11 protein-coding genes are annotated in these 15,873 nt (G+C 46.0%); 1 reads left to right on the top strand and 10 read right to left on the bottom strand.

The window, feature by feature from the left end:
• Positions 1–174: 174 nt before the first annotated feature.
• Complete coding sequence (gene gnpA, locus FYJ57_RS00470; RefSeq protein ID WP_154431119.1) at positions 175–2,340, bottom strand: 1,3-beta-galactosyl-N-acetylhexosamine phosphorylase; 2,166 nt, start codon at positions 2,338–2,340, stop codon at positions 175–177.
• Between the two features lie 644 nt (positions 2,341–2,984).
• Entirely contained in the window at positions 2,985–3,191 is a 207-nt protein-coding gene (locus tag FYJ57_RS15710) for a hypothetical protein (RefSeq protein WP_287890380.1), read from the bottom strand.
• On the opposite strand from FYJ57_RS15710, the gene FYJ57_RS00465 reads away from it, so the two are divergent.
• A complete protein-coding gene (locus FYJ57_RS00465; RefSeq protein WP_227338809.1) occupies positions 3,120–3,794 on the top strand; it encodes a helix-turn-helix domain-containing protein in 675 nt (224 codons plus the stop codon). The two genes, FYJ57_RS15710 and FYJ57_RS00465, sit on opposite strands and share 72 nt — an antisense overlap.
• Positions 3,795–3,963: 169 nt before the next feature.
• Here the strand turns inward: FYJ57_RS00465 and FYJ57_RS00460 are convergent, their stop codons facing one another.
• The 8 genes from FYJ57_RS00460 to feoB all read right to left on the bottom strand — a co-directional run bounded on the left by FYJ57_RS00460 (position 3,964) and on the right by feoB (position 15,783).
• The gene (locus tag FYJ57_RS00460; RefSeq protein WP_106493447.1) at positions 3,964–5,136 is read right to left on the bottom strand and encodes an NAD(P)-dependent malic enzyme; all 1,173 of its coding nucleotides are present in this window, start codon (positions 5,134–5,136) and stop codon (positions 3,964–3,966) included.
• A gap of 378 nt (positions 5,137–5,514) precedes the next feature.
• Complete coding sequence (locus tag FYJ57_RS00455) at positions 5,515–6,405, bottom strand: ABC transporter permease (protein ID WP_154431118.1); 891 nt, start codon at positions 6,403–6,405, stop codon at positions 5,515–5,517.
• Positions 6,398–7,405, bottom strand: coding sequence for an ABC transporter permease (locus FYJ57_RS00450; protein WP_154431117.1), 1,008 nt, complete (start codon positions 7,403–7,405; stop codon positions 6,398–6,400). Before FYJ57_RS00450 ends, FYJ57_RS00455 begins: the two co-directional genes overlap by 8 nt.
• Positions 7,395–8,219 carry an ATP-binding cassette domain-containing protein gene (locus FYJ57_RS00445; RefSeq protein WP_154431116.1) on the bottom strand — a complete coding sequence of 275 codons (825 nt, stop codon included), beginning with the start codon at positions 8,217–8,219 and terminating at the stop codon, positions 7,395–7,397. The genes FYJ57_RS00450 and FYJ57_RS00445 overlap by 11 nt, the downstream gene beginning before the upstream one ends.
• On the bottom strand, positions 8,209–9,225 hold the full coding sequence (locus FYJ57_RS00440; protein ID WP_154431115.1) for an ABC transporter ATP-binding protein: 1,017 nt from the start codon (positions 9,223–9,225) through the stop codon (positions 8,209–8,211). Before FYJ57_RS00440 ends, FYJ57_RS00445 begins: the two co-directional genes overlap by 11 nt.
• Positions 9,226–9,290: 65 nt before the next feature.
• Positions 9,291–10,904, bottom strand: a complete 1,614-nt coding sequence (locus FYJ57_RS00435) for an ABC transporter substrate-binding protein (RefSeq protein ID WP_154431114.1) — start codon at positions 10,902–10,904, stop codon at positions 9,291–9,293.
• Positions 10,905–11,240: 336 nt separating this feature from the next.
• A complete protein-coding gene (locus tag FYJ57_RS00430; RefSeq protein WP_022171815.1) occupies positions 11,241–13,253 on the bottom strand; it encodes a beta-galactosidase in 2,013 nt (670 codons plus the stop codon).
• Positions 13,254–13,440: 187 nt separating this feature from the next.
• Positions 13,441–15,783: a ferrous iron transport protein B gene (feoB, locus tag FYJ57_RS00425; RefSeq protein WP_154431113.1), complete on the bottom strand. Its 2,343-nt coding sequence runs from the start codon at positions 15,781–15,783 to the stop codon at positions 13,441–13,443.
• Between the last annotated feature and the right edge of the window lie 90 nt (positions 15,784–15,873).

Genomic DNA, 15,873 nt, shown 5'->3' with positions numbered 1-15,873 from the left:
CTTCGTATACAATATCACTAAAAAGGTCCACCGGACCTTTTGTCGTATGCTTGGCAACGAAAATAGCGGCTTGACTCCCGGCAAGCCGCTAAACATACTTTATTTTACCTGTATTCTGTCAGAAAGTCAATATTTTACATTTTAGTTTCTGTTTGCATTAGTTTCTATTTACTCTCAGATTTCCTTCCAGATAATCTCATTTGCTTCCATATGCAGATTAAAACTTGTTCCATCACCTTTGTAAACAACCGTATCCTGCGGTTCATAAGTATTGTTTACGATACAGTATTTACCATTCTTTACATAGGCATGTACTTCTACGTTGTAATTGCTGCTGAACCAGCGATGCAGGTTTTCTTCATCGTGTGCAGCCCACAGGATCGCACGGTACAGCACACGGCTGTTTTCAAAGCTGTATGGCAGACCGCTGATATAGACGCCTCTTCCTTCTCCAAAAGAGTTGACTGCCATCTGCACTTCTTTATCGATCTGGCGGATGATCGTAGTATCCGGCAGAGCATACATGTTTTTCTTTCCTTCTCCGAAGTCCACATCTCCCTTGCAGTCCTCAGTGATAAAGTGGGTATGCTCTTCCCAGTTGTATTTGTCTTTGTTCAGGTCAAATCCATTTTCGCGTTCCACTCCAAGAACACTTCTTAACTGAATGTATTTGCCTTCCCACTGATGACCGGTCGGCTCACCGATTCCGATAAATCCGCCGCCGTTGTATACAAATTCATTGATCGCAGAAACAATCGTCTCATCCGTCCAGTTGTCCCCACCGGTATATGCGGTATCACCGTCGCCCACATTCAGGATGACGTCGATATCTTTGAGCATATCCGGGTTCTTGCGGATATCATCAAAAGTGATAAACCGTACATCAAACGGTGCACCGCTCAACGCTTCCATGATGCCCGCATAAGAATAGTTCTGTTTATGGTAAATCGCATGATGTACCATATGATTACCCCACGCACGCATCTTACCCCAGCAGTTTAATACGGCTACGGTTTTTACACAGTACGGTGTGGTTCCTTTGATATTTTCATACAGGGTACGGAATTCCTTGCAGACACTTTCCACATAATCGATAAATTCCGGGAACTGTACCGCCAGTTTCAGGTATCCGCCATAACCGATACGGTCGATCGGTTTTCTTAAGATCGCACGACGCGCGGTTACCCAGTTGACTTTTGCTTCTTTTACCGGATCTCCACCCTCATGGAAGGTATCCGGGAAGAAATACGGAAGGAAACGTCCCTCGGTATATTTGACACCAGGAATATCACTGATCAGACGAAGCGTCGCTCCATTTCCCACGGAACCTACCACAGCATCCAGACCTACGGACTTAAACTCATCCATAAACGGCTCCATGCCGATCCAGTGATCGCCGAGGAACATCATAGCTTCTTTTCCATACTCATGCACGATATCCACAAACTCTTTTGCAAGCTTCGTAACTTCTCTTCTCTGGAATGCGGTAAAATCCATGAGTTCCTTGGACGGAATCCGGTACATGTTATTCATGTAACCCTGGTCAATGATAAATTCCGGACGGAACTTATAACCTACTTGCTGTTCAAACTGTTCCAGAATATACGGACTTACCGATGCAGAATAACCATACCAGTCTACATATTTTTCTCTCGCCAGCTCATCAAAGATCAGTGTAAACTGATGGAAAAATGTAGTAAAACGAACCACGTCCACGTACGGATGACTCTCCAGGAATTTTCTCAGACGTTTCTTGGAGTATTCTTTTGTCTTCGGCTGACGGACATCAAATGTGATCTGTTTTTCCACACCCTGCCAGTCATTAGTCACCGCATTATACATATGAACCGGATCCCACATAATATAAGCCAGAAAACTTACCGTATAATCATGAAAAGCCTTCGCCGGTTTGATGGTCACATCACCGGTCTCCTCACTGTAACTCCACTCTGTCACCGGAACCACTTTTCCTGTCGTACGGTCAATAACTTCCCACCATCTTGTAATATCATCACGGGAATTCACCTTCAGCATATCCGGATACAGATGCTCCATCAGATGAATCGACAGTTCTCCCTTCGTTGCCGTATGGAAAGATGTCATAATATACATCTGCTGAATCTCATCCGGATTCGCTTTCGCCCATACATTATCTTTTCTGGTTGTATAATATGTTGCGTATACCTTTGCATCCACCTTCTTCAGTTCTTCCGGGTAATCCGTTCCGTCACAGTCACGGATCGCATCCGCCCCCCACCGTTTCACCAGCTCCAGTGTCTCCGGTACGACATCCACATCAGTCGGAATCGTTACTCTGCCCGTTGTACACTCTTTACCCATAACACACACCTCTCCCTTTCTTTATTATCACTCTCGGAACCTTACCAATTCCGCTTATATCCAATCCCAAATCATAAATCACCAGAAACAACTGCCGACAATGACCTTTTCCCCTATCTGTCTCTCACTGCCGGCAGTCCTATTCCAGTCTGCATCAGACAGGCGGCTGTTTCCCGTCCGCTGCACTAAATTCATTATATCCAATCCCCACCATTCTTTCTATGCTACTTTTGTTCCAAACATTAGATATCTTGCTGTATACGCGATTCTTTGCTATACTGACATATATAAATGGAAAAATTTCATCCACTGTTTTCCCCAGATGAAATTATACTTCATTTTCATACCAGTGTTGTCCACCCGACAGTAATGTTGCAGCATAACCGCTGTCAGAAATTGAGCACCTGCTTCTGGAGACAGACAGCCTTTTGCTGGTGTCCTTAGCAAAGATGAAATCCGGCACCTACGCAGACTTTCGCGAGGGTCAGCCGACCCTCGTGAACATAGTCGGAGTTGGTGACTAGTTCATATTTGCGTTACCAGCGGTTGTCTGTCCCCAGAAGCAGGTGCTCAATTTCGTCCGTCTATCAACTAACCTACAAGGAGGCTTTCACATGTCCACCCTATCCTATTCCTTAACAGACTTATCCCCCGAACACCAGCCGCCCCACCAACACCTCCGCTACGTAACCTCCTCCTCCTTCGGCTCCGACTGGAACGGCGTCCTCCACTCCCACGACTGTACCGAACTCTTCTACGTAACCGACGGCGAAGGATGGCTGTGCACCGATGAAACCCAGATCCCTCTGCGAAAAAACAACCTCGTCATCGTCAACCCCAAAGTCCACCACACCGAGCGCTCCTCACCGGAAAAGAAAATGCACTATATTGTGCTGGGAATCGATAACCTACAGTTTCGCTTCCACGAAGGAGAAACCTTCTCCCCCTTCCAGATCTTCCAGCTCTCCTCCCACCGGGAAATGATCCTCTCACTCCTGCACACGATCCTGGAAGAACTACAAAAAAAACAGACTTCCTATGAGGAAGTCTGCCAGCATTATCTGTCCATTCTGCTTCTGCAGCTCCACCGGATCACCGGAAAAGAATTCTCCTTTGCGCCGCCAACCGATATCCCCTATGAATGTCAGCGCGCCAAAGCCTACATCGAAGAACACTTCCACGAACCGGTAACACTCGAGCGGATCGCAGCCATCGTCCACTGGGATAAATTCTATCTCTCCCATCAGTTTTCTGCTGCCTTCTCCGTCTCACCGATCAACTACCTGCTACAACTGCGGATCACCCACAGCAAACGATTGTTGTGTGACACCGACTACTCCATCACACAGATCGCCGAGTCCAGCGGATTTTCTTCGCAGAACTATTTTACACAGGCATTCAAAAAACTGGTAGGTGTCTCTCCAAGAGCCTATCGTCAGAAGCACCAGAAATAAATAGTCAAAATCGATCCACAGATCAATTTTTGTTATCTATTGCAGTAAAAAATCAGATGCCGTTACAGTATTTCTGTAGCCTGCATCTGATTTTCTGTTTTTCTATCACTTTCCCGCCTGAGCAACTATACACACAGCCACTCCATCACCACAGCAGCTTCTGAATTTCTTAGATTCTTGCAACTCCCGTATCTCTTGCAGCCTTCGCAACTGCCTCGGCAACCGCCTTTGCCACCCGTTTGTCAAATGGATTGGGAATGATATACTCTGCATTTCTCTCCTCATCCGTGATAATATTTGCGATCGCATATGCAGCGGCTACCTTCATCTCATCGTTGATATCGCTCGCTCTCACATCCAGTGCGCCACGGAAGATACCCGGGAATGCCAGTACATTATTGATCTGGTTCGGGAAGTCACTTCTTCCAGTTCCGATCACAGCTGCACCTGCAGCCTTTGCCTCTTCCGGCATAATCTCCGGTGTCGGGTTTGCCATCGGGAAAAGAATCGGATTCGGAGCCATTGTGCGAACCATTTCCTGTGTCACCGTTCCCGGTGCGGATACACCGATAAATACGTCTGCCCCCTTGATCACATCTGCCAGACTTCCTTTTTCCATGTTCCTGTTGGAGATCTCAGCCATCTCTTCTTTTTCTTTGTTCAGTCCTTCACGGCCTTTGTAGATCGCACCCTTCCGGTCACACATGATCACATTTTTCAAGCCCATACTGATCAGCAGTTTGATGATCGCGATACCGGCTGCACCTGCTCCGGAAGTTACTACTTTGATCTCATCAATCTTCTTTCCGACTACTTTCAGCGCATTGAGCATAGCTGCCATTGTTACCACTGCGGTTCCGTGCTGGTCATCATGAAAGATCGGAATATCACAACACTCTTTTAACTTGCGTTCGATCTCAAAACAACGCGGTGCGGAGATATCTTCCAGATTAACTCCACCGAAACTTCCTGCCAGCAGGCTGACAGTCTTTACGATCTCGTCCACATCTTTGGTGCGCACACACAACGGAAATGCATCCACATCGCCAAATGCCTTGAACAGACAGCATTTTCCTTCCATAACCGGCATACCTGCCTCCGGTCCGATATCACCCAGTCCCAGTACGGCACTTCCGTCTGTAACGACCGCTACCATGTTGTGACGACGGGTATATTTATAAGAAAGATCCACATCCTCTGATATTTTGATGCAGGGTTCCGCAACACCCGGTGTATAGCAGACAGCCAGATCTTCCGGAGTATCCAGTTTTGCACGACTAATCACTTCGATTTTTCCAGCCCATTTTTCGTGTTCCTGTAAAGCGAATTCTTTGTTATCCATGTTTCTCCTCCTGCATATATTGTTATTTCGTAACTATTCAGTAGCCACTGTCCCACGAGATGTTTTGACATGAATATTTCAAAATCCCGAGACATACAAGCCAAAATGCCATCACCGAAGGTGATTTACGCGAGCAACGAGTCAAAGTCCGTGCTTGCACGGAACCTTGAGGAGTGCCGCGATAACGATAAAAACTCGCAAAGCGTGATTTTATCGTTTAAATGCATTTTGGCTCGTAACTGTGAAGGTACTGAACAGTTACGTTATTTCATTTTTTCCATTAGTATTTTACTTTGTTTCAAAAAAAGATGCAATCAAAAACAACAGAATGAGAAAAAATGTCAGAAAAGAATCCGTCATATCGCATTTTCTTCCGCTCTACAGATAACTCTCTTTCTTATTCAACTCTTTTCTCAGATAATCTCCTATCCCGGTAATGGCCAATAAGGTTACAACAAGAAACGCCCCGGGAATCAGAATGATCCACCAGCCATCGGTAAGCAGTGCTTTTTCTGACAGTGACAGCATGCTTCCCCAGGAGATGATCTCCAGTGGCAACCCGATCCCCATAAAGCTCAGCGTAGATTCTTCCACAATCGCACTTCGAATATTCATAACTACCATGAACATAATAGAAGATAAAAAGTTGGGGGCAAGATGTTTCCGGAGAATATAGAAAAAGCCGCCACCCATACATCTGGCTGCAACTACATATTCATTGCTTCTTAGCTGACGCACTTCTGTTCTTACTACTTTCGCTATACTGGTCCAGCTTGTAACTCCTATAACCAGCGACAGACTCAGCACATTTGCCTTCCCCAGAATCGCCTGCAGAAAAATAACCAAAAGCAGATTGGGAATGCTCAGCAAAATCTCTGTCATTCTCATAAGTAACATATCCAGCCATTCCGGTGCCAGACCACTGACTGTTCCAAATATAATTGCAATACCGGTGGATACCATTGTTGCCACAAATCCTATAAACAGAGACTGCCGTCCACCATACCATATCATGGAGAAAATGTCCCGTCCCATAGTATCTGTTCCAAACAGAAACTCCCTGCATGGTGCGACAGTATAATTTTTCAGATCCATATAAGACGGATCTTTTGTCATAAACTTTTCACAAAACAGGCATCCCCCGACAATTATCAGCAGAACAACAACAGAAAACCAGGGAATTGCCCGGTACCGTCTGTTTTCTTGTTCCTGCATCTGATGATTCTGAAGTTCCTGCCTTATACCGACAATTTCAAACGGATCATTCATATTCCCTCACCTCCTGCATATCCGGCTGTCTGCTGATGCGGATTCTCGGATCGATCCTTTCATTAATAATCTGTGCTGCCATATTACAGACAATCACTATAATCCCGGACAGCAGGCTGACTACCATCAGCAGGTTATAGTCTTTATAGCGGGCACTTTCATATGCCAGTGTGCCGATTCCAGGATAGGAAAAAACCGTTTCCACCACGTACGTTCCACCCATAATGTGTGCCACAGAAATTGCCATAATACTTAGATACGCCGGCATGATATTTCTCATGCAATGAAAAAGCATGATCCGGGACTTTTTCATTCCTTTTGCTTTCGCCAGCAATACATACTCTGCCCGGATCTCATCCAGCATTTTATTCCGGATCATATAGCCGTAATACCAGAGATGTTCCGTCACAATAACCGTCAGAGGAAGAATCATATGTACAATCCGATCCATAATATTATTTTCCCTGCCTACCGCATAAGCTCCTGAACTCGGAAGCCATCGAAGAGAAACAGAAAATACAAGAATCAGTACCAGCGCCAGCCAGAACTCCGGTACACAGCTGATTACCGTTCCCACTTTACAGATCATCCGGTCTGTCCATCCGCCCTCTTTCCATGCACACACCACTCCCAGAAACAACGATCCGAAAAATATGACCAGAAAGCCAATTCCTCCGAGAACCAGTGTATTGCCGATTCTGCTTTTCAATACCTCCAGTACATCCATTTTATATTTATAGGAAATTCCAAAATTCCCATGAAATGCCTGACGGATCCACCTTGCATACTGCACAGATATTTTCTCATTCAGCCCCATTTTCTCCTCTGCCCATTCCCTTTCTTCCGGGCTCATCTTTTCCACGCGTTCTCCATAGTAAGAAATCAGCGGATCTCCCGGTGCAAGTCTGGACACATAAAACGTTACAAGAGACAGTACCCATACACTGATGATAAAAATCAGCAATTTTTTCCCATAATATAATACCTGTTCACCCCTCATTGCACTTCATCACCCTTCTGTTTCGTTCTTCCCTCGGATCCGGTACGGGAATTGCTTCTAGCAATGCTTTTGTATATTTATGTTCCGGATGTGAAAACACATCCTTTGTGGTTCCTTCTTCAACCAGTCCTCCATGATACATAACTCCGGTCCGATCGCACAGGAATCTCACCATCGAGAGATCATGTGCAATAAAAAGAAAGGAAAATCCCTGCTCTTTCTGCAATTTTCGAAACAAATTGACCATCTGTGCCTGAATAGATACATCCAGCGATGCGATTGGCTCATCTGCCACAATCAGATCCGGTTTTGCTAACAGTGCCCGTGCAATTGCCACTCTCTGTCGTTGCCCACCGGACAATTCATACGGATATTTCTCCAGATAACTACCGTCAAGTCCCACCATCTCCAGCTGTTTTTCTATTTCTCTTTTATCTGTACGGATTTTCCGTGACTGAATACGCAGCGGTTCCGCCACGATATCTCTGACTTTTATTCCCGGATTCAGACTGGAAGCTGAGTCCTGAAAAATCATCTGCCTCGTCATCTGCAACATTTTCCGGTTTTTTTGAAATTCCCTGTTTTTACAGACAGGAATCCCTTTATAAAAGACTTCTCCCCCGGAAGGTTTGTATATATTCATGACACAGCGTGCCACTGTGGATTTCCCGGATCCGGATTCTCCTACCAGTCCGTAAATTTCACCTTTTTTTATCCGAAAAGAAACATCGTTTACTGCTTTGACTTTTGTTTTCCGGTTCAGCCGGAACACATGTGAAAGATGCTGCACATCCAGTATAATATCATTCTCCATCCCTTTGTCCTCCCGTCGGAACCTTCACCTTCGGCGCCCGCTCATCCAGCAGCCAGGTCGCCGCATAATGAGTATCTGTAACCCGAAACATAGGAGGCTCTTTTTCATAGTCTATTCTCATTGCATATACGTTCCTTTCCGCAAACGCGTCACCCTTTGGCGGATGAATCAGAGTAGGCGGCATGCCAGGCAGTGTCGGAAGCCATTCTTTTTCTCCTGCCAGGATGGGAAGTGATTGTAGCAGTCCCCAGGTATACGGATGCCTTGGATCATAAAAAATTTCCTCTGCTGTCCCGATTTCCACAATCTTTCCCGCATACATAACAGCTACACGGTCTGCCACTCCTGCTACAACACCAAGATCATGGCTGATAAAGACGGTTGCCATCTCCATTTTTTTCTGGATTCTCCGGAAAACATCAAGAATCTGCGCCTGAATCGTCACATCCAACGCAGTCGTAGGTTCGTCGGCAAACAAAATCTTCGGATCACCGGCAAGGGCAATTGCCATAACTGCTCTCTGACGCATACCCCCGGAAAATTCATGAGGATACTGACGGATCCTTTCTTCCGGTCTGTCTATTTCCACCAACTGCATCAGTTCTATAACTCTTTTTCTGATCTGTCCTCTCGACATTTTTTTATTATGGATCCTCACCGCCTCCCCGATCTGTTTTCCAACCGTGATCGTCGGATTCAGAGATGTCATCGGATCCTGAAAGACCATCGAAAAAAGTTCTCCACGCAGCCGTGACATATTCTTTTCCGTATAGTCCGTAATATCCGCTCCATTCACCAGTATTTTCCCGGACTTGATTTTTGCTGTCTTCGGAAGTAATTTCATAATACTTTTGCACAATGCACTCTTTCCGCACCCGGATTCTCCCACAATGGCCAGTACTTCCCCTTTTTCCACAGTAAAACTTACATCCCGAACCGCTTCCACTTCACCGGCATCCGTAAAAAAGCTTACTGACAGATGTTCTGCCTTCAGTAACTCATTCATGACTAACCTCTCAAAACTGCATAAAGAGACTGTTACCAGTCTCTTTGCATCTCTCATCTTTCTTTTTATTTCACGATTTCCCATTCCTGAATATTCCAGAAAATACCAACTCCGTGATGACCAAGTACGGTCTTTTCGGAGATTCCTTTGATATCCGAATCCGCCACATAATTGGCATCAATATAACAGATAAATGCATATGCCGGATCCTTTGCCAGCTCTTCCTGGAAAAGATCATAATATTTCGCACGGGTTTCCTGATCTTCATACTGTCTTGCCAGTGTCAGATATTCATCCACTTTTTCATTGGAATAACCGGAATAATTGGCTCCTTTATCCGTTCCGAAAACTTTGTAGGTATGATCATCTGCATCAAACGGGCTTCCCCAGCCGATCAGGCAGGCCATCTGTCCTCCCCAGTCCATCTGTGCCGGAATATCTACCGTACAGTTGATGCCGATCTCCTGCAACTGCTGTGCCGCTGCCTGTGCAATATCAATTCGATCCTGTTCTCCGGACATGACGCTGATTACAAAGCCGATTTCTTCTCCATTTCTCTCGTAGAAACCATCATCGTCCATGGTACATCCCGCATTCTCAAGAATCTCTTTTGCCTTTTCCGGATTATAATCATAATGTTCCACCTTCTCATCATTGTAGATATTTCTCTGCAATGGACCATAGGCCGGCATTCCCTGACCCAGAAGCACTGCATCAATAATTGCCTGCCGGTCAATACCATAACATACTGCCGGAATAATATCTTTATTTTCCGTCCAGTAATCGTTGCCGAAATTAAACATAATACCACGATAATCCGAAGTTGTCATATCATAACAGGTATAATCTTCTGTATCCTTAAAACTCTGTGCATTTTTCGGATCTAACAGAGCCATATCAATCTCACCGGACTGTAACTGTACTGCCTGTGTATTGTCATCCTCTACAATCTTAAAGATTACTTTATCGATTTTCGGACTGCCAAGGTAGTAATCTTCATTTTTCACCATGACAATTGACTGCCCTGCATCCCAACTTTCCAGCTTATATGGACCTGTTCCTATCGGATGACGGAAGAAATCCGACTCCTGCATATCTTCTCCATCCAGAAGATGTTTTGGCAAAATCGCCATTGTCATATATTCCAGAAATGCCACATTTGGTTCTGCCAGTTTAAAGGCAATCGTCTGGTCATCTGTGACTGTAATTTCCTGCACATCTTCATAATTTGGTGCATTCTCCGATCCGTTGTCCGGATCCATGATCGCTTCTATTGTAAATTTTACATCGTCTGCCGTAAATGGTTCCCCATCATGCCATTTAATTCCATCTCTGATGTGGAATGTATAGGTATAAGTATCTTCATCATAATCCCAACTTTCTGCAAGCCCCGGCACTACCTGATCATCCGCATCATGAGCAGTCAGTCCGTTAAATAACAGCACATTGATCTCGCAGTGCTCATCCATCGCAGGATTGATCCGTGTATAATCTCCGGATCCGTATGTCAGTGTAGATTCTTCTGTATTTTCTGCTTCTTCTGCAGGTTCATCATCTGCTGTTTCCTCATTCCCCGTCTTCACATCCGCAGTATTACCTGTTTCTGATGTACCCCCACAGGCCGCCAGCGATATCACCAGACCTGCTGCGAGCAATACCGCAACCATTTTCTTCTTCATATGTTTCCCCTTTCAGATTTCTGTAAAAAGAAAGGAAAGGAATCTTTCCCGGATTTCTTTCCTCACTTCTGACATTATTTGCTTTCCAACCCATACTGCTTTTAGATGCGGAGGAGGCAGTACGGTCTGAGCGAACTTACAACCTTCTTCTGTTGTGTGCCTATCATAACCTGTCTTTTCTCTCCTCGCAAGCCCCCTGTGGGGTTATATTTTTATCCTTTTTTCAACCGATATTTTCGCACTTTTTTCTTTTTTATATCCTCATCCGGGGGATAGACAAAGCAAAAAAAGCCGTCCTCCATAGTTTTCATCCATGAAGGACAGCTCCCCTTTTATTTACCGTTCCACAATCTTCAGATCCCAGCCCCCGATTTCCAAAACCTGTCCATCAGTAACTGCAGCCTTTCCAAACAATTCCTCTCCATCAGTGCCATGATAAATCACATTCCGTACTTCCGGCGAATAGTTCAGATAATATACAACTTCTTTTCCAAGATCATTTGTCCCCTTCTTGATAATCACCGGGAACTCCACTTCCTGTTCCATACCCCACAATCCTGCATCCTTCAGCACATCCGTAAGGATCTCCCGAAGCATCGCATCACCGGTCCAGCAGCCGAGATAAGTAGCCGTTCCCTTTCCATACGCATTTCTCGTCACTGCCGCATACCGCTTCCAATTATAATGATCATAAGAAGCAAGCACCTGTGCCCCTTCCGGGTTCACCAGTTCCATAAAATTTTTCAACTCATTATCTTCACAGTGATACGTCTCTCCTGACAGTTTTACCTGTTTCGGGAACGTAAAATGGCTGTAGGAAATACCCAGACACCGGTCCAGAATATGTGGCTGGCTGTCATGGAACACCTTCAGATTCTCATCCGTGAAACCGGTCTTGAATGTGGTAAACAGATGACCGCCTGCTGCCACATAGTCATTGATTTTCTGAAGCAGGGCTTCCGGTGCTGCGTACAGTGCCGGCACTACCAGCAGATCATACTGCGCAAAACTTTCTGTTTCCGGCCACAGGAAATCGCATTCCACATTCAGTTTATATAACTGATCATAGACATACCGGACCACATCGTTATATTTGCATCCGCCACCACCGCCTGCGGTTCCGTCAATCGGGAACCAGTCCAGAGCCGTCTGTGCTTCATTGCTCACAAGGAAACCGACTTTATTGTGTTTTTTCAGATTCACCAGATGGTTTCCCAGCTCCGCAAACTCCTTACCAATCACTTTCGCAGAACGATACGTATCGTTTTCCTTAAAGTCGTGACTCAACAGTCCTTTCCAGTATGTCTCAAAAGAATTGTGGATCGAATGCCAGTGCCAGTATTCCACCATATTTGCCCCGGAAGCCAGATGACTGAATGCCTGCAGACGAAGCTGTCCGTCGTAAGGAACCCATCCCGGGAATCCCTGTGCCTCTGTCTCCAGAACAAAATAATTATCTGCTTTCAGTGAACGGGTACTGTCTCCGCCATAGGAAATCTCTGCACCGGTCAGTTCGTCCTGTGTCGGATGATAGATATCCACCCCTGCTACTGTCAGTGCCCTTGCTGCATGTTTGTGATCTACCATCGGCTGTACTCCGTAGGAATATCCCCGCCAGTCAAAATCGAAGTTATGGGTGATGAACTGATCTTCCCTTGCATACTCTTTCACAATATCCGCCTGCCACTGCAGATAATCATCCACCAGCGTTCTCTGAAACTTCTGGAACTCCGCACCAAGACTTCCGTTAATTGTTCCACGCACATCCGGAAAATCTTCCCACGCATTGATCCGGTTGCTCCAGTAGTCCAATCCAAACGCCTGATTCATCGCATCCAGATCATCGTTAAACTTTGTCCGCAAGTATTTGACGAACTGTTCCTGCACATTTTTTCCCGCAGTGTCATAATATTTTGTCTCATTATCCAGCTGGAAGCCGATGACACATTTTCTGTGTGCAGACACCTCCATCAGTTTCCGGATCACCCGTTCCCCATAATAACGATATACCGGATGTGTGATATCCATGATCTGACGCGCCCCATAGATGCCTGGTCCCTTCTTTGTGGTTGCCAGTACATCCGGATGAGATTTTACCATCCAGGTCGGGATCGCATAGGTCGGTGTTCCGATGATCACAGAGATGCCCGCTTCTTCCATCGCATCCAGTACCCGTATCACGTGGCTGAAATCAAACACGCCCTCCTGCGGTTCACAGGTACTCCAGGTGGACTCTGCGATACGCACCAAATTGATCCCTGCTGCCTTCATCATCTCCACATCTTTGGCCAGTCGGTCACACGGCATATACTCATCATAATATGCCACCCCATACAGTAATTTGTTCATTCGATTACCCTCTCTTTTCTCATTTTTATTACTTTAATTTTACCTGTTGTATGTTCTTCCGGTCAACTGTCTCCAACATGTTTCCGGAAAACAATCTCCGGACAGAAAGAAGCTGCACCAACTTTCTCTGTCAGTACAGCTTCTTTCTCTGATACCGGATTGTTCCGTACTTTGCACTCTCACAATCCTATAAAATACTTCCCACCAAATACACCACAAACGCAGCCACCCAGGCGATCACGCACTGTCCGATCACCACACCGACCGCCCATTTGCTTCCAAGCTCCCTCTTAATGGATGCAATTGCCGCCACACATGGTGTATACAGAAGACAGAACACCAGCAGGCTGGCTGCCGATACCGGTGTGATACAGCCAAGCAGCACCGAAGTCTGTCCGAAAAGAACGGATAACGTAGATACCACACTCTCTTTTGCCATGAATCCGGTGATCAGTGCTGTGGATATCCTCCAGTCGCCAAATCCCATCGGTGCAAAAACCGGTGCGATCACACTGGCCACCGTCGCCAGGATACTCTCCTGCGAATCACTGACGATATTCAGATGACCATCAAAGGTCTGTAAGAACCAGATCACCAGTGTTGCCATAAAGATCACAGTAAACGCACGCTGCAAAAAGTCTTTTGCCTTATCCCACAGAAGGTGTCCCACATTCTTGGCTCCCGGCATCCGGTAATTGGGCAGTTCCATCACGAACGGTACAGCATTGCCTTTAAAAAGAGTCCCACGGAATACCAGTGCCATCAGGATACCCATCAGAATACCGCCAAAATACAAAGCGATCATCACCAGTGTGCCATGCTTCGGGAAAAATGCCGCCGCAAAAAACGCATAGATGGGAAGCTTCGCCGAACAACTCATAAACGGTGTCAGAAGAATCGTCATCTTACGGTCACGTTCCGAAGGCAACGTTCTGCTCGCCATAACTCCCGGTACTGTACATCCAAAGCCTACCAGCATCGGTACGATACTTCTTCCGGAAAGTCCGATCTTTCTGAGCAGCTTGTCCATCACAAAAGCCACCCTTGCCATATATCCGCTGTCTTCCAGCATGGATAAAAAGAAAAACAGTGTAACGATGATCGGCAGGAAACTCAGGACACTTCCCACGCCGGTAAAGATTCCATCCATTACCAGAGACCGAAGGACACTGTTGACATTCGCTGCCCCCATCCACTGATCCACCAGACCTCCCAGCGCATCGATACTTACTTCCAGGATATTCTGTAAAAAAGCACCGATTACTCCAAAAGTCAGGAAAAATACCAGACCCATGATCCCGATAAAACACGGAATCGCCGTGTATTTTCCGGTGAGTATCTTATCGATCTTCACACTTCGCAGATGCTCTTTACTCTCCCGTGGTTTGACCACTGTCTCATCGCAGACATTTTCAATGAAATCAAATCGCATGTGCGCAATTGCCGCCGCCCGGTCAAGACCACGCTCTGTTTCCATCTGTTTCACGATATGCTCCAGCATCTCTTTTTCATTCTGATCCAGTTTCAATGCCTCGAGAATCAGCGTATCCCCTTCTGCCAGCTTCGCCGCCGCAAAACGGACAGGTATCTGTGTTGCCTTTGCATGATCTTCGATCAGATGCATGATCGCATGCAGACATCTATGTACCGCACCACCATCTTCATTGGCATCACAGTAATCTGTCTCCTTTGGCCGTTCCTGATATTTTGCCACATGCAGAGCATGGGCTACCAGTTCATCAATACCTTCATTCTTCGCCGCCGAAATAGGAACCACAGGTATCCCCAGCATCTCTTCCATCTGGTTGACCAGAATCGATCCGCCGTTTTCCCGTACCTCATCCATCATATTCAGGGCAAGCACCATCGGAATATCCAGCTCCATCAGCTGCATGGTCAGATACAGATTCCGCTCAATATTGGTAGCATCCACAATGTTGATGATTCCTTTCGGATGTTCATTCAGCACAAAATTTCTTGTAACGATCTCCTCACTGGAATATGGGGACATGGAATAGATTCCCGGAAGATCGGTCACCAGTGTGTTTTCTTTTCCCCTGATAGTTCCATCTTTTCGGTCCACCGTTACTCCCGGAAAGTTACCCACATGCTGACTGGATCCGGTCAGCTGATTAAACAGTGTGGTTTTTCCACAGTTCTGATTCCCTGCAAGTGCAAATGTCAGCACCTCTGTATCCGGCAAAGGATGTTCCGTTTCCTTCTCATGATATTTACCACCCTCTCCAAGTCCCGGATGGGGGATTACTGTTCGTTCTTTTTTTTCCGGTTTTACCTGTCCGGCATCCCGTATATTTTCAATCTCGATTTTCTCCGCATCTGCAAGACGCAGTGTCAGTTCATAACTGTGAATCCGCAGTTCCATCGGATCTCCCATGGGAGCGTACTTTACTACTGTTACCTCTCCCTGTGGAATCAGTCCCATATCCAGAAAATGCTGACGCAGCGCCCCTTCTCCGCCTACCGAGCGAATCGTTGCTGTCTTTCCTACCGGTAAATCTCTTAATGTCATGACTGCATTCCTCTTTTCTTTATTTTCTTGCTGTCATCCGTCCGAAGGTTTCCAGAATCTCAAAATCCTCCCGACAACTATGTAGATTTT

The organism is Oliverpabstia intestinalis (assembly GCF_009696065.1).
Classification (GTDB): domain Bacteria; phylum Bacillota; class Clostridia; order Lachnospirales; family Lachnospiraceae; genus Oliverpabstia; species Oliverpabstia intestinalis.
This window is presented reverse-complemented; position numbering and strand designations above follow the sequence as displayed.